General features: G+C 26.0%; 16 protein-coding genes. 9 read left to right on the top strand and 7 right to left on the bottom strand.

Annotated elements, in window-relative coordinates; genetic code table 11:
* Nucleotides 1-16 precede the first annotated feature (16 nt).
* A complete protein-coding gene (locus tag AAQM_RS11035) occupies nucleotides 17-358 on the bottom strand; it encodes a hypothetical protein (protein ID WP_129094742.1) in 342 nt (113 codons plus the stop codon).
* A 105-nt stretch (nucleotides 359-463) separates the two neighbouring features.
* On the opposite strand from AAQM_RS11035, the gene trmD reads away from it, so the two are divergent.
* Genes trmD through AAQM_RS11015 form a run of 4 tightly spaced genes read left to right on the top strand, consistent with a single transcriptional unit; the run spans nucleotide 464 to nucleotide 2,732 of the window.
* Nucleotides 464-1,153: a tRNA (guanosine(37)-N1)-methyltransferase TrmD gene (gene trmD / locus AAQM_RS11030; protein WP_129094743.1), complete on the top strand. Its 690-nt coding sequence runs from the start codon at nucleotides 464-466 to the stop codon at nucleotides 1,151-1,153.
* Between the two features lie 55 nt (nucleotides 1,154-1,208).
* Nucleotides 1,209-1,565: a 50S ribosomal protein L19 gene (rplS, locus tag AAQM_RS11025; RefSeq protein ID WP_129094744.1), complete on the top strand. Its 357-nt coding sequence runs from the start codon at nucleotides 1,209-1,211 to the stop codon at nucleotides 1,563-1,565.
* 32 nt (nucleotides 1,566-1,597) lie between these two features.
* A complete protein-coding gene (locus AAQM_RS11020; protein WP_129094745.1) occupies nucleotides 1,598-2,116 on the top strand; it encodes a hypothetical protein in 519 nt (172 codons plus the stop codon).
* Between the two features lie 10 nt (nucleotides 2,117-2,126).
* Nucleotides 2,127-2,732: a DedA family protein gene (locus AAQM_RS11015; protein WP_129094746.1), complete on the top strand. Its 606-nt coding sequence runs from the start codon at nucleotides 2,127-2,129 to the stop codon at nucleotides 2,730-2,732.
* Nucleotide 2,733: 1 nt separating this feature from the next.
* On the opposite strand, the gene AAQM_RS11010 is transcribed toward AAQM_RS11015, so the two are convergent.
* Entirely contained in the window at nucleotides 2,734-3,840 is a 1,107-nt protein-coding gene (locus AAQM_RS11010) for an aminotransferase-like domain-containing protein (RefSeq protein ID WP_228254502.1), read from the bottom strand.
* 125 nt (nucleotides 3,841-3,965) lie between these two features.
* On the opposite strand from AAQM_RS11010, the gene AAQM_RS11005 reads away from it, so the two are divergent.
* The 4 genes from AAQM_RS11005 to AAQM_RS10990 all read left to right on the top strand — a co-directional run bounded on the left by AAQM_RS11005 (nucleotide 3,966) and on the right by AAQM_RS10990 (nucleotide 8,214).
* Nucleotides 3,966-4,844, top strand: coding sequence for an AraC family transcriptional regulator (locus AAQM_RS11005; RefSeq protein ID WP_129094747.1), 879 nt, complete (start codon nucleotides 3,966-3,968; stop codon nucleotides 4,842-4,844).
* Nucleotides 4,845-4,852: 8 nt separating this feature from the next.
* Entirely contained in the window at nucleotides 4,853-5,638 is a 786-nt protein-coding gene (locus AAQM_RS11000) for an NUDIX hydrolase (RefSeq protein ID WP_129094748.1), read from the top strand.
* A 39-nt stretch (nucleotides 5,639-5,677) separates the two neighbouring features.
* On the top strand, nucleotides 5,678-6,061 hold the full coding sequence (locus tag AAQM_RS10995) for a RidA family protein (RefSeq protein ID WP_129094749.1): 384 nt from the start codon (nucleotides 5,678-5,680) through the stop codon (nucleotides 6,059-6,061).
* A gap of 86 nt (nucleotides 6,062-6,147) precedes the next feature.
* Nucleotides 6,148-8,214 (top strand): bifunctional diguanylate cyclase/phosphodiesterase, encoded by a 2,067-nt coding sequence (locus AAQM_RS10990; protein ID WP_129094750.1) that lies wholly within the window; start codon nucleotides 6,148-6,150, stop codon nucleotides 8,212-8,214.
* A gap of 79 nt (nucleotides 8,215-8,293) precedes the next feature.
* Here the strand turns inward: AAQM_RS10990 and AAQM_RS10985 are convergent, their stop codons facing one another.
* From AAQM_RS10985 to AAQM_RS10965, 5 genes are all read right to left on the bottom strand, one after another.
* Nucleotides 8,294-9,181: a DMT family transporter gene (locus tag AAQM_RS10985; RefSeq protein ID WP_129094751.1), complete on the bottom strand. Its 888-nt coding sequence runs from the start codon at nucleotides 9,179-9,181 to the stop codon at nucleotides 8,294-8,296.
* Nucleotides 9,178-11,283, bottom strand: coding sequence for a helix-hairpin-helix domain-containing protein (locus AAQM_RS10980; protein WP_129094752.1), 2,106 nt, complete (start codon nucleotides 11,281-11,283; stop codon nucleotides 9,178-9,180). The genes AAQM_RS10985 and AAQM_RS10980 overlap by 4 nt, the downstream gene beginning before the upstream one ends.
* 74 nt (nucleotides 11,284-11,357) lie before the next feature.
* On the bottom strand, nucleotides 11,358-11,762 hold the full coding sequence (locus tag AAQM_RS10975; RefSeq protein ID WP_129094753.1) for an ester cyclase: 405 nt from the start codon (nucleotides 11,760-11,762) through the stop codon (nucleotides 11,358-11,360).
* On the bottom strand, nucleotides 11,746-11,976 hold the full coding sequence (locus AAQM_RS10970; protein ID WP_129094754.1) for a hypothetical protein: 231 nt from the start codon (nucleotides 11,974-11,976) through the stop codon (nucleotides 11,746-11,748). Before AAQM_RS10970 ends, AAQM_RS10975 begins: the two co-directional genes overlap by 17 nt.
* Nucleotides 11,977-12,019: 43 nt before the next feature.
* Nucleotides 12,020-13,105 carry a peptidase M42 gene (locus tag AAQM_RS10965; protein WP_129094755.1) on the bottom strand — a complete coding sequence of 362 codons (1,086 nt, stop codon included), beginning with the start codon at nucleotides 13,103-13,105 and terminating at the stop codon, nucleotides 12,020-12,022.
* A 373-nt stretch (nucleotides 13,106-13,478) separates the two neighbouring features.
* Between AAQM_RS10965 and AAQM_RS10960 the strand changes: the two genes are divergently transcribed.
* A complete protein-coding gene (locus AAQM_RS10960) occupies nucleotides 13,479-15,059 on the top strand; it encodes a nitrite/sulfite reductase (protein ID WP_129094756.1) in 1,581 nt (526 codons plus the stop codon).
* Nucleotides 15,060-15,066 lie beyond the last annotated feature (7 nt).

The raw sequence follows: 15,066 nt of genomic DNA, 5'->3' as shown, positions 1-15,066 counted from the left end.
TTAAAAGTAAGATTAATTAGAAAATAGGTGGATGAACACCAGTTCTTCTAAATGCGAAGTAAGTTGTATAGTAAGGACATCTTGGAATAAATTTAAATAAAGCAACAGCTAATGCCGTTCTTCTTTTAAATAAACAATCGCAATGACAAGGTTTTTTATTTTGAATAAAACAAGATAATAAATTTTCTTGAAGATTTGGAGGAGATTCTTCTTCCTCTTCATTTGAAGAGATTTTTAATTTTGTAGTTAAATGATTTTTACTAGATGTAATTACACTATGTAATGTAATAGCAACAGAGTGTGCTTGGATTGAACAAAGAGTAAAGTATTTTTTTCCAAAACCATTTAATAACTTCAATTAAAACCTTTAAAATAAATAAGTTCGAAGTGTAAATGATTAATCCTTAATTACAAATAAAAATAATTATGTTAACATTTCAACTAAAAAAGGCTAGATTTTATTTTGAAATTTACATTTGTAACACTTTTCCCAAATTTGATTGAACCATATTTTTATGATTCCATTTTAAAAAGAGCAATTGAAGCAAACTTTATATCTTATGAATTTTATAATCCAAGAGATTTTACAATTAACAAACATAAAAAAGTTGATGATCAAATGGTAGGTGGTGGAGCTGGAATGCTTCTATTTTGTCAACCTTTATTTGATTGTTTAGATGAAATTAAAAAGAAAAATGAAGATGCTTATATTATATTCCCGCTAGCTGCTGCTAAACCATTTAAACAAAATGACGCAAAAAGATTAGCAAAGAAAAAAAATATTGTATTTGTAAGTGGTAGATATGAAGGAATTGACGAAAGAGTAATAGAAAAGTATGCAAATGAAGTGTTTAGTATTGGAGAATTTATATTAACAGGTGGGGAATTACCATCTTTAGTAATGGCTGATGCGATTGCAAGAAATGTTGAAAATGTACTTGGAAATGCTGATTCTTTAGATGTGGAAAGTTATGAAAATAATCTGCTTGAAGCACCATCTTTTACAAAACCTGAAAATTTCCAAAATTTAAGTGTTGTTAAAGAATTTTTAAAGGGAAATCATAATAAAATTGCCGACCTAAAAAAGAATCTGTCTATTTGCAAAACAAAATACTTTAGACCAGGTTTAGTTACGAACAAAAAATTTAAATAAAAGTGTGATACCCCGCAAGTTGCAAATGCGGGCACTTTCACCAAAGGGAAATACAATGAAAAATAGATACATTGCGAGCTTTGAAGCAGCGCAAATTGCAGAAAAACAAATTCCTCAATTTAAAGCAGGAGATACTTTAAGACTTGGTGTTGAAATTAAAGAGGGTGAGAAAAAAAGAATTCAAACTTTCGAAGGTATTGTTATTGGAAGAAGTGGTAATGGTGTAGATTCTACTTTTACAATTAGAAAAATTGGTGCAAACTCTGTTGGTGTTGAAAGAATTTTTCCATTATATTCTGAATCTTTAAAATCATTTGAAGTAGTAAGAAAAGGAAGAGTAAGAAGAGCTAAACTTCACTTCTTAAGAGGATTAAAAGGTAAAGCTGCAAGAATTAAAGAATTAAAAAAATAGTAAATTAAGGCTTTTGCCTTAATTTTGATTCTATGTCAAAAATTTTAATTCATACAACTTCTTTAGCTGAAGCTACTCCTATCATTGATTTTTTTGGTTTGAAAAAACTTGAAACTTCATTTGAAAATAAAATATATTCAAACGATGATATTTTACTTATTATATCTGGTATAAGTAAAGATTCAATAGTTAACTCATTAGATTATATTTTTAAAAACTATTCAATTTCTAAAGCATTTGATTTAAGTATTGCTTCTTGTAGTGATGGTTCAATTGCACTTGGAACACTTTTTTGTACAAATAGATTTATTGGTGGATTAAATTTTGCTAATATTACTACTGTTGAAAAACCTCTTGAAACAGATGAAAATCTTGAAACTTTACTTGTTGATAAACAAGCTATGTTTTTTTCTCAAATATGTAAAGAGAATATAAAAGATTTTTATATTTTAAAAATTGTTTCTGACTATTTTGATGAAACAGAACTAACAAATGAAAAAATATTTGAACTTATAAATAACTCTATTTCAAAATGGAAAAACTTAATCTAAAGGATAAATCTTGCTTTCAACTATAATTGATTTTATTGTCCAAACTGTAGGAACTTTAGGTTATGCAGGTATTTTTATAATGATGTTTTTAGAAAGCTCTTTTTTCCCTTTCCCTTCTGAAGTTGTTATGATTCCAGCAGGTTATTTGGTTTACAAGGGTGAAATGAATATGTATTTAGTAATTCTTTTTGGAATATTAGGTTCTCTTGCTGGTGCTTTATTTAATTATTATTTAGCTATAAAATTTGGAAGAAAGTTTTTAGTTAAGTATGGAAAATATTTCTTTATAAAAGAACAAACTATTGTAAAAATGGAAGAGTTTTTTAAAAATCATGGTCATATCTCTACTTTTTCGGGAAGATTAATACCTGCTGTTAGACAATACATCTCTTTTCCTGCTGGACTCTCTCGAATGAATTTGTTTATATTTTGTTTATATACAAGTTTAGGTGCAGGAATATGGGTTGTTATTTTAACAGTATTAGGTTATTATTTAGGAGATAATGAAGGTTTAATAAAAGAGTATTTACGATATATAATTGTAGCTATTTTAATCGCCCTTGCTTTTTTAGCTTTTTGGTATTACCAAAGGCTAAAAAAAGCAAAAGTTTTATAAGTTATAAACAACTTTTTATTAGCTTTATACCTTTTTCTATTTGTTCAAAAGTAGAATGGGTATAGTTAAATCTAATCTCACCATTTGGAATTTTATCAATATAAAATTGGTTTCCTGGAACATAAACAACTTTCTTTTTTAAACACTCTTGAACAAGTGCAAAAGTATCAATTCCATCTCCAAAAGTTCCATATAAGAACATTCCACCTTTTGGTTTTTCATGTTTAAACTCAGGCATAATTAGATTTAATTGTTCAGAGAAGAAGTTTGCTTTTTTCTCATAATCATCTCTAATATCTTGAAGATGTTTTTCATATTTTTTTTCATCTTTTAAATATTCAGTTAAGATATATTGAGAAATTCCACAAGAGTGTAAATCAATACTCTCTTTAATAATCATTAGTGATTTTAATAACTCTTCGTCTGCTCTAATCCAACCAATTCGTAAACTTGGAACTAAAGTTTTTGAAAAACTTCCTAAATGGAAAGAATTTTTTGGAAGTTTAGAACTCATTGATACATTTTTTTTGTCAAAAAATAGTTCACCATAAGGAGAATCTTCTATTAAAATACCATCATATTTTTTTATAATATCTGCAATTTTTTCTCTTTTTTCATCACTATATGTTGTTGCCGATGGATTTTGAAAATCTGGAATTAGATAAGTTAATTTTGTATTTTTAAAGCTGTTTTCAAATGCTTCTACATTAACTCCATCATTTTCAAGTTTTACACCTTCCATTTTTAAGTGATTTAATCTAAATATATTCATTGCTCCTAAATATGAAGGTTCTTCAATAGTAATATCTTTATCTTCAAAATATTTAGCAAGAATATACATAGCTTGTTGGCTTCCTGTTGTAATTAAAACATTATCTTTAGTTGTAGGAAATCCCTCTTTTGTATAACGAGCTGCAATTTGAGTTCTTAATTCATTAATTCCATTACTAATTCCATATTGGTATATTTTTGGATTTTCCATAGCTTTTAATGTTGCTATTTTTATATCTTCAGCTGGAAAAAGTTTTTCACTTGGAAGTCCACCTGCAAATGAAATAGTCTCTTCATCGATTGCTTCAAGGATTTCTCTAATAAATGATCTTTTCATATATATCCTTTTAAATTTTTTTGTGAAAGAATACAGCAATTTTCTCTTTTATTCTTTACATAAAATGCTTTTATTATTATCTATTTTTGCCATTTTTATATACATTTATTGTTATAATTGTTTTTATGAAAAAATCAACTTATGAAAAACGAGCAAGAATCGCAAATGATGTGATGAATTATATATATAAATATATAGAAACAAATATAAATATTGATGAACTAAGTTTGGAACTTGATATTAGTAAATTCCATCTTCACCGTATTTTTAAAGAAGAGTTTGGAAAAAATATTTATGAAAGTATAAAATCAATAAGACTTGAAAAAGCTGCAAATTTACTAATAACAAATAAATATTCAACAATTACAGATATTGCAAAAATGACAGGATACAGTTCTCAAACTTCATTTTTACGAGCATTTAAAGAGAGATTTTTAATGACTCCAAAGATGTGGAAAAATGGTGGTTATAAAGAGTATTCAAATAAAATTGTTGAAAAAATCTCTACAAACAATCAAACAATAGATTTTTCAAAGATAGAACAAACTATTGTAAAAATGCCTGAAATAAAAGGCTATTATATAAGACATAAAGGTTATGATAGAAGTATTAAAAAGACTTGGCAAAAACTTCAAACATGGATTTATACAAATGATATTAAAGAGTATAAACAAATGGCACTTCACCATGATAATCCAATTATCACTCCACTTGAAGAGTGTCAATATATTGCAATAGTAGTTTTAGAAAATGAAGAAGAAAAATTAAAAGATTTATCACTTCCAACTTTGATAATTCCAAAAGGAATTTATGCAAAATTTTCATTAACTGGAAAATATGGTGATGTTATAAAATTAATTCAATGGGTTTATCACACTTGGTTAATAGAAAGTGGATATGAAACTACTACTAATCCTTCTTATACTATGTATCATAAAAATCATTTTTTAGTTGAAGATGATGAATTTATTTTAGATTTTTATTTACCAATAAAATATATTTAGGAAAAAAGATGAATAATACAAGTTTAGAAAATATAGGTTGCTTTACAACAGTTTTAGATCCATATAATGGCATAACAATTGATGAAAAATATTTACCAAATACAAAAGAAGAGTTTGAAATAAATCTTGATTTTCTAATTAAAAGTGTAGAAAATAGAAGAAATTTAATTTGGATTTATATAAGTATAAATAAATCTGAGTTTATACCAATAGCTACAAATCAAGGATTTATTTTTCATTCTTGTGGTGAAAATTACATATTAGTTGTTAAAAGATTAAAAGATGATGCCATAATTCCTACCGCAGCAAATCATACTTTAGGAGTTGGTGCTGTAGTAATAAATGAAAACAACGAACTTTTAGTTATAAAAGAGAAACATTTTCATATTGGATATAAACTTCCTGGTGGTCATATTGATAATTGTGAAATGATTTCAACAGCACTTGAAAGAGAAGTTTTAGAAGAAACTGGAATAGAAGTAGAATTTGAATCAATCATCTCTTTAGGACATTTTTATCCTCATCAATTTCATAAATCAAATTTATATGTTTTATGTACAGCAACTCCTAAAATTTATGAAATAAATACTCAAGATACACAAGAGATAATAGATGCAAAATGGGTAGATGTAAATGAATATTTAGTTGATATAGATGTTTTAGATTATTCAAAGGCTATTGTTTTATCTGCACTTGAATATAAAGGATTTATAAAAGTAAATCAAGAAGTTTTAAGTCATATAAAAAAAGATTTTGAGTTGTTTTTCCCAAGAGAAAGAAAGAAACTTGTATAATACAAAAAATTTAATAAAGCTACTAATTAAGGATATAAAATGAAAACAATAATTTCAACACAAAAAGCACCAAGTGCAATAGGACCATACAATCAAGCAACTGCTTTTGATAAATTAATCTTCACATCAGGACAGATCGCATTAGACCCAACTACTATGGAAATAGTAAGTGGTGGAGTTCAAGAGCAAACTAAACAAGTTATGGAAAATTTAAAAGCTGTATTAGAAGAAGCTGGAAGTTCTTTTGAAAATGTTTTAAAAACTACTTGTTACTTATCAGATATGGATAATTTTGTTGCATTCAATGAAGTTTACGCACAATATTTCAAAGGTGAAACAGCACCTGCTAGAAGTACAGTTGCAGTTAAAACTTTGCCAAAAAATGTTTTGGTTGAGGTAGATACTATTGCATTTAAAAACTAGAGAAATCTCTAGTTTTTGCGATAATTAGATGAATAGTAACAAATATATAGTACAATACCTAAACAATTTAAGAATTTGGAATTTGTATGAATAAAGATATTGATTATTATAAAGAGATATTTAATAATATTTCACAGCCAGTTTTTTTAATGGAAAAATCATATTTTATTGATGCAAATTATAAAGCTTTAGAGTTATTTAATATGAACTCTTTAGATGAGCTTATTTTATTACATCCTTCTCAACTATCTTCAAAATACCAACCTGATGGAACTCTTTCTGTTGATAAATCAAATTATTACATTAAAAAATGTTATGAAGAAGGTGAATATACTTTTGAATGGTTGTTTAAAAAACTTGACAATAAAACTTTTTTAAAAGAAGTAAACTTAAAAAAAATATCTCTTAATAATAAAGATATTATTCAATTAACACTTAGAAATATAGAAGAAATTAGAACTTTAAAAGATGAAATAGTAAAACAAAAAATAAAATTAGAACAAAAAGATAATTTTATTAATGAAATAAATCAAACTATTTTAGGTACAAGTGATGATAATAAAAGTTTATATGATTCTTTATCATTACTTGAAGAGTATAAAAGAGCTTTAGATGAAAGTTCTATTGTTTCAAAAGCTGATTTAAATGGAATGATTACTTATGTTAATGATAAATTTTGTGAAATATCAGGATATACAAAAGAGGAATTAATTGGAAAAAATCATAATATAATAAGGCATTCTGATACAAAAAAAGATTTTTTTACTCAATTATGGAATACAATAAATCAAAAGAAAACATTTAAAGGAATTATTAAAAATAGAAAAAAAAATGGTCAAGCTTATTATGTTGATTCAACAATAATTCCTATAATAGATAAAAATAATAATGTTGTAGAATATATTGCAATAAGAAATGATATCAGTGCTTTATTTGAAAAAGATGAATTAATATATGAGCAATTTACTGATGAATTAACAGCATTACCAAATAGACAAAAGCTTTTAAATGATTTAAAAAATTTGGTTTCTCCTAAACTTGCCTTAATAAATATAGATAGATTTAAGGATATAAATAACTCTTATGGTATAGAAATTGGAGATAAAATATTAAAAAGTTTTGCAAAAAGATTATTAGTATTTAAAAGTACAAATCTCAATGTTTATAGAATTTCTGGTGATGTTTTTGCTTTTTTAGCATTTGGAAATTTTAAATTAACAGAATTAGATAAAACTTGTAGAAATCTTAATATTTTATGTGATAGAGAGAGTTTTTTAATAGATGAAGATAGTTTTGATATTTCAGTTACAGTTGGAATTGCTGATTATAATGAAAAAATATTAACTCATGCAGAAATTGCACTCTATTGGGCAAAAAAAATAAATGTTGATATAGGAATATTTGATGAAAATATGCCTATATATAAAAATTTAAAGAGTAATGTTGAACTAACAAAAGATATAAAACAAGCATTAAAAGATGATAATATTCTAATTTATGGGCAAAAAATTATAAATAATAAAACAAAAGATATAAAATATGAAACATTAATGAGAATGAAACTTCCAAATGGAAAAATTTTATCTCCTTTTGTGTTTTTAGAACATGCAAAAAAAGCAAGACTATATCCACTTATGACAAAAAAGATTATTGAAAAATCTTGCGAATATTTCAAAGATAAAGATGCTGTTTTTTCAATAAATCTAATGATTGAAGATATTAAAAATGAAAAAACTATAAATTTTTTATTTTCAAAATTAATAGAAACAAAAGTAGCAAATAGGGTTGTTTTAGAAATTGTAGAATCAGAAGGAATAGAGAAATTTGAAGAGGTTGGTGATTTTATAAGAAAAGCAAAAGCTCTTGGTTGTAGAGTTGCGATAGATGATTTTGGGACAGGATATTCAAATTTTGAATATATTATAAAATTAAATGTGGATTTTTTAAAAATAGATGGTTCTTTGATTAAAAATATCCATATAAATGAAAATATCAGATTGACAGTTTTAACTATTGTAAATTTTGCTAAAGTTTTAGGGATTGAAACTGTTGCTGAGTTTGTACATTGTCAAGAAGTTCAAAATGTTGTTGAATCTTTAGGAATTGATTTTTCTCAAGGTTATTTATTTCATGAACCTGAACATTTGGTTTAAGTAGAGATAAAATTAAATAATAGATAATTTTTAATTACTTAAACCTAAGGCTTTTTATTAGATATCATATGTATAAGAACTATAAATCTTTTCTAGTTCTTATACTATTTATTAATCCTGCAAATATTACAAAAGCAAGTCCTATAAAATAAATCATTAAAATTGGTTCATCAAAAACTAAAATTAGAAAAAATGCTGATAAAATAGGAATTATAAATGTAAATGGTGCTACTTTTGAAGCATCAAAGATTTGAAGTCCTTTTATCCAAAATACATAAGATATACCGTTTATAAAAATTCCATTTACTAAAATACTAATCCAATCTTTTGATGTTGGGAAAACGAAACTTGAAAAAGTTTGCATACTTATAAATGAATAAATTGTTGCTGCAAAAAAATAAATCATAACGGCGTTTATGGCATCAATTTTAACTTTTTTACTTAAAACAGAAAATAGAGCAAAACAAAAAGCAGATAACATTACTATTAACAAAACATCTATTGATTCAAAACTAAAAGATGAAATATTGCCTTTTGTTATAACTAAACTAACTCCAATAAATCCTAATATAACAGCGAAAAGTTTTCTTTTTGTGAACTCTTCTTTCAAAATGATTAAAGATAGAATTACTATAAAAATTGGCCAAGTATATTGGATAACTAAGACTTCTAAAGAATTTGCATGATGATATCCAAAATATAGAAGTAAATAAAATGTAAAATCTAAAAATCCTAATGCAAATAAAAATAAAAGAATTTTTTTCGAATATGTAAAAATTTCTTTTAAATTTTTATTTATGATTGATAAAACTAACAGTGATAAAAATGAAAAAGCTGATGAATAAAACATATATTGATAATGGTCTAGGTTTGATTGTGCAAATTTTACAAAAATGCCAAGTAGTGACCAAAGAAAAATACATAATCCAATATACATTATTCCTATATTTGATTGTGATATTTTCATTTTAGACTTAAACCAACCCTTTGTTTCTCTAGATCTACACTTATTACTTTTAGATTTTCAAGATTTTGATTGATATTTAAAACATCACTTGCATGAGAGATTCTTTTTTCACTTATTTGTGAGATATGAAGTAGGGCATCATTTTTAAGTCCAATATCAACAAAAGCACCAAAATCTGTTATGTTTCTTACTATTCCACTTAAAATATAACCTTCTTTTAAATCATTGATATCTAAAATATCATTTGCAAATTTCACTTGATTGAACTGGGTTCTTACATCATATCCTGGCTTTAAAAGTTCAGTTATGATATCTTTTAGTTTTAGTAAACTTGTATTTATTTCATTTGAAACTTTTTCAAAATCTTTTATCTCTTCTACTTTATAGTTTTTTTGTAGTTTTGCTGTTACTTCATAATCTTCTGGGTGAATTGCTGTGTTATCTAAGATTGATTTTCCATCTTTGATTCTTAAAAATCCAACACATTGCTCGTAAGCTTTTTCTCCAATACCTTTTACTTTAAGCAGTTCATTTTTAGTATTAAACTTTTTGATTTTATTTCTATGTTCAACTATATTTTTTGCTAACTTTTCTGTAATACCAGATATAAAAGATAGAAGTTTATAGGAAGCTGAGTTTAAATCAACTCCAACTTTATTTACTAAGTCAATAGTTATATTTTCAAGTTTTAAAGCTAACTCTTTTTGATTTACATCATGTTGGTATTGACCAATTCCTAAAGATTTTGGGTCAATCTTTACTAAAGCTGCCATAGGATCTCGAAGCCTTGAAGCAATGGAAATAGCACCTCTTATTGTAACATCAAGATTTGGATACTCTTCTATTGCAATTTTTGAAGCAGAATAAACACTAGCTCCTATTTCACTAACGATTGCATAGTTTACATCTAAATTATTTTGTTTGATTAGTTCATTTATAAAGTTTGCAGTTTCCCTTGAAGCTGTTCCATTTCCTATTGCTATACTTGTGATTTTATATTTTTTGATTAAATCTAAAACAACTTTTGATGAACCTGATATATCTTCTTTTGGTTTTGTAGGATATATAACAGAACTATCTAAATAAAGTCCATTTTCATCAATAACTGCCAATTTACAACCAGTTTTATATCCTGGGTCCATTCCTAAAATCACTTGATTAACAAGTGGTGCAGTAAGAAGCAGTTCTTTTAGATTTTTTCCAAAAAGTTCTATGGCTTCACTACTTGATTTTTCTTTTAGATTTGTTATTGCTTCTCTTTTTAGACTTGGAAGAAGTAATCTTTTTAGTCCATCTTTGTAAGCATCAAATACTAACTCTTTTGAAGAGGCTGCATTTGTTGGAATTTTATATTTTTTAATATTTTCTAAAATATGATTTTCATCAATTTCAACTTTTATTGAGAGTTGTTTTTCATTTACTGCTCTTAAAATAGCTAAAACTCTATGTGATTTTATATATTTTATTTTTTCAGTTGTGTTTGCAAAAGAGGCATAAAGACCATTTTTATCAAACTCTTTTGTCTCTTTTATTTCTAACGTTCCCCAATTTGCTATTAGGTTTCTTAAAACTTCTTTTGATTTAAAATCATCTGCATATCTTTGTGCGATAATATCTTTTGCACCATTTAGTGCTTCATCTATATTTGTAACATTTTCATTTAAAAATTGTTTTGCTTTTTGATTTATCTCTTCAAGTGAATATCTCATACTTTGAATAATATTTGCCAATGGTTCTAAACCATTTTCAATAGCTGAGGTTGTTCTTGAAGATTTTTTCTCTTTGTAAGGTGCATAAATATCTTCACAAGCTTGAAGTGTAGTTGCACTTTCAAGATTTTTTAGAACTTTATCATCTAAAAAGTTTTTCTCTTTTAAAAGAGCTATCAATTCTTCTTTTCGTGCAAGAAGTTTTTTAGAATATTCATAAACTTCTTCAAAGATACGAAGTTGTTCATCTGTTGCACCATCTGTAAAATCTTTTCTATATCTTGCAATAAATGGAATAGTACAACCTTCGTCTAAAAGTTTGATGATATTTAAAATTACTTTAGATGAAAAATTTGTTTTTTCTTTCAAAATTTCTATTAAATGATTGTTCAAAATAAGCCTTTGTTTTGTATAAAAGTGAGTGTTTATTATTAAAAAAGATTTACAAATCTTTCATAAACATATGTTTATGAAAGTTGTTTAATAAGAGTTTTTAAATCACCAAGAACCCAAATATCAATAATTTTACCATCTTTAAATTTAAAAAAAGATGCTCCACTATAAGCAATTTTATTATTTGTTGGTTCGTAATCAAAAAGTTTTCCTGTATGTCTACCGTTGTACAATGCTTTAATAGCAATGGTATCATCTTCACATACCATGGTTACAATACTGTGAAAAAGATTAGGAATACCAGTTAAAATAGTATCCATATATTTTTTAAATTCTTCCTTACCTTTTACTGATATATCTAATGAACCATGAAATGTTATATTATCGTCAAATAAGATATCTATATACTCTCTATTTTGTTTATTCCATAATTCATCATAATAAACTTTAACAAGCTCTTTATTAGTCAATTTCTTCATAATTTCCCTTATGGTTAGGACTATAGTCATCATCAAAATCGTAGTTATCATATTCATCATAATCTACTGTAAATATTTTAGGATAACCTAATTTTACTAACTCTTTATCTATATTTTCTTCTGTTAATCTATTTTTCACTCTATCCATGATTAATTCAATATGCTCTTCACTCACGTCATTTGCTCTTAATTCGTAAATAATAGCTAAATCCATAATTTTAAATTCCTCTAAATTAAAATAGTTTTATGATTTGTTATTAAGCATTTTTTTCAATATATAAACTGCTTAAAATATATAAAATTGCTTTGACAGATTTGATTGATGCTGTCTCTTCAACTGTATGATAACCTGTTGTTGGTATTTGTAATGTTGTTCCTTGAATAGTTCCCTTTGATTCCATAACAATTCTACCAAGCTCTGTACTACCAAGAGTAAGTAAAGGTAAATTTTTCTCTTTTCTAACTCTATTTTTTTCTTGTATAAATGTATCTTTACAAGAAAAATCAATTCTGTTTTTGTGACAAAAGTTTTTTAATTGTTTTAAAACAGGAGATTTAAATCTAGCATTTGCATCTCTATTTCTTAGAACTACTTGTTGAACATCTGCTTCAACTCTTGTTTCATAAGGGCTTGTATCTAAAACTAATAATTCATTTGTAGTCATATTGTTTTTTCTAAACCATTCATAAACATATCTCCAAGATTTACCAGCTTCTTCTTGTGCTGTGAAAAATGCAGTTCCTTGAAAGCCATTTTGATATAAATAGATTATTATAGCCGCAGATATTACATTATCAAGTTGTGCAGATATTAAATCATCTTCTCTTTTTAGTTTATCACTAAAAGCAATAGGAGTTCCTGGTTGTAAATGAGATAATCCATCTATTTTAAAAATTAAATTATTTATCTCTTCACACATATAAGCATCATGAATTTTTCCAATACCAAGATAACTTCCACTCCATGGTTCATAAGCTTGGACTTGCTGATTGATATATCTTTTTGCGATTAATTGATATGTTTGTTCAGATAGGGAATTCCCTCTTAAATCTGAACGGTTTTTAGCAAGAAATGCAGCAAATTGAAACTCATTTGGACCCGTACAAATTACTCCATGTCTATCAATATGAGCACTTAGCATCCCTTTTGTAGGATTTTTTCCTTGCGCAACTAATAAACCATCATAATATTGTGTTTTTATTCCTATTTCTTCTAATTCTCTTTTTAAATATAATAAAAAAGAGTGCTCTGCACCTGTTACAGATGGAACTCTAATTAATTGTTTTAGAAGGTCTAAAAAAGGAACAAAGTTTTTAGGCTCATTTATAAATGAAACACCCAATTTATTCTCCTGCGAAATTTAGATAGAATAAGAGCTTATTTAAGATTTTTAAATCATATATGATTTAATTCTTATTCTATATTGTAATTATAAACCATAAAAAAAAGAAATATCCTAAAAAAAATCTTAAAAATATTATATCTTTATGTAAAGCCTATACTAAGGCTTTTTTGAATAAAAATAATTATAATTTAAAAGATATTTCAATTTATAATTATAAAAAAAATCTTCAATTAAATGGATATTTTTATCTAATTAAAAAGTATAGTAAATTAATCAAGATTAATTTAATTAATTTTTTATCTTTATAGGATATAATTTTGTAAATATAAGGTAAAAGATATTATTATATCTTTAATATTAGGAGTGAAAAATGGCAAAAGAATTATCAGCATTAGAGCAATTAAAAGCTTCAAGAAATCCTCTAAGGGTTATTGATGATATATATAAAGAAGCAAATGAAGGAATTCCTTTATCAGCTGATTATATTGGTTTATTAAAATGGTATGGAATGTATCCTCATGTGAATAGTGATGGATTAGAAGACAAAAAATACTTTATGAAAAGAATAAAACTTGTTGATACTAAAATGAATTTAGAACAACTAGAAGTTATGGCAAAAATTGGTAAAGATTTTGCTCAAGGTTTAGTAGATTTTACAACTAGACAAAATGTTCAATTTCACTATATTCAAATAAAAGATATGCCAGAAATTTTTAGATTATTACAATCAGTTGGACTTACTTCAAGAATGGCATCAGGTGATGGACCAAGACCAATCATGACATGTCCTGTAAGTGGTGTTGATGAAGATGAAATTTATGATGTAAGAGATTTAGTAAAAGAAGTAGATACATATTTTGATGAAAATGAAGATAGTTATTGTAATTTTCCAAGAAAATATAAAATAGGTATTTCTGGATGTAAATGTCATTGTGCAGCTCACGAAATTCAAGATGTTGCATTTACTGCTTTTAAAGCTGATAATGGTGGAGTTTTATTTGATTTAACTATTGGTGGAGGTTTATCAAAATCAAAACAAATAGCTACACGTGCAAATAGATATGTAAAACCAGAACAAGTAAGAGCAGTTGCAGTTGCATGTGCTGAAATTTTTAGAGATAATGGAAATAGAGATAATAGAAACAAAGCAAGAGTTAGACACTTATTAAATGATTGGGGAATTGAAAAGTTTGTTGAAGAGATAGAAAAAAATATTGGATATAAACTTCAAGAAGGATTGGTAGAACCAAAAATTGCTTCGTTTGAAAATAGAAATCATTTTGGAATTAATAAAGCAAAACAAGCTGGATATTCTTATATTGGATTTGCAACAAATTCAGGAAGAGTAGCAGGAAGTGATTTTCAAGCAATGTATGAGATTTGTAAAAAATATAATGCAGGTGGAATCGCATTAACAGCTACTCAAAATTTTGTAGTTTATGGTGTGAAAGATGAAGTAGCTCAAGCTTTAGCAGATGAATTTGTAGCTTTAGGTTATCCATACAATCCAACTCCTTTTAGAGCAAGATTACAATCTTGTACAGGAAAAGAGTTTTGTAAATTTGGAATTACAGAAACTAAAGAATTTGCTAAAAAAATAGTGATTCAATTAGAAGAAAAATTCCCTGAATTTAAAGATGATGTAACAATTTCTATTTCAGGTTGTGGAAATGGATGTTCTCAACCACAAATCTCAGATATAGGATTTGTTGGAGGTATGATTAGACATGAAGGTGAAAGAGTAGAAGGTTATGAAGTTTTATTGGGTGGAAATTTAGAAGGTACGAGCAAAAGTAGAATTTCAAGAAAAGTTGGAGTTAAAGTTCCAGCAACTGGTATAGTATCTTATATAGAAAAATTAATAAATGATTATAGAACTGATAATTTAGGACAAAAAAGATTTAAAGATTATTTAGCAGCATTAGAAACTGTTGAAGATGAGGTTGAATAGAAGGGGG

Origin of the sequence: Arcobacter aquimarinus (genome assembly GCF_013177635.1) — a bacterium.
Lineage (GTDB): Bacteria > Campylobacterota > Campylobacteria > Campylobacterales > Arcobacteraceae > Aliarcobacter > Aliarcobacter aquimarinus.
The sequence above is the reverse complement of the archived record's forward strand: the minus strand, read 5'-3'. Positions and strand labels throughout refer to the sequence as shown.

Excerpts from the sequence above, each read along its gene's own strand:
- AAQM_RS10970 (WP_129094754.1), bottom strand. The coding sequence starts at position 11,976 with ATGGATTTAGCTATTATTTACGAATTAAGAGCAAATGACGTGAGTGAA.
- AAQM_RS11010 (WP_228254502.1), bottom strand. The coding sequence starts at position 3,840 with ATGAAAAGATCATTTATTAGAGAAATCCTTGAAGCAATCGATGAAGAG.
- AAQM_RS10995 (WP_129094749.1), top strand. The coding sequence starts at position 5,678 with ATGAAAACAATAATTTCAACACAAAAAGCACCAAGTGCAATAGGACCA.
- rplS (WP_129094744.1), top strand. The coding sequence starts at position 1,209 with ATGAAAAATAGATACATTGCGAGCTTTGAAGCAGCGCAAATTGCAGAA.
- AAQM_RS10960 (WP_129094756.1), top strand. The coding sequence starts at position 13,479 with ATGGCAAAAGAATTATCAGCATTAGAGCAATTAAAAGCTTCAAGAAAT.
- AAQM_RS10990 (WP_129094750.1), top strand. The coding sequence starts at position 6,148 with ATGAATAAAGATATTGATTATTATAAAGAGATATTTAATAATATTTCA.
- AAQM_RS11005 (WP_129094747.1), top strand. The coding sequence starts at position 3,966 with ATGAAAAAATCAACTTATGAAAAACGAGCAAGAATCGCAAATGATGTG.
- AAQM_RS10985 (WP_129094751.1), bottom strand. The coding sequence starts at position 9,181 with ATGAAAATATCACAATCAAATATAGGAATAATGTATATTGGATTATGT.
- AAQM_RS11020 (WP_129094745.1), top strand. The coding sequence starts at position 1,598 with ATGTCAAAAATTTTAATTCATACAACTTCTTTAGCTGAAGCTACTCCT.
- AAQM_RS10975 (WP_129094753.1), bottom strand. The coding sequence starts at position 11,762 with ATGAAGAAATTGACTAATAAAGAGCTTGTTAAAGTTTATTATGATGAA.
- AAQM_RS11000 (WP_129094748.1), top strand. The coding sequence starts at position 4,853 with ATGAATAATACAAGTTTAGAAAATATAGGTTGCTTTACAACAGTTTTA.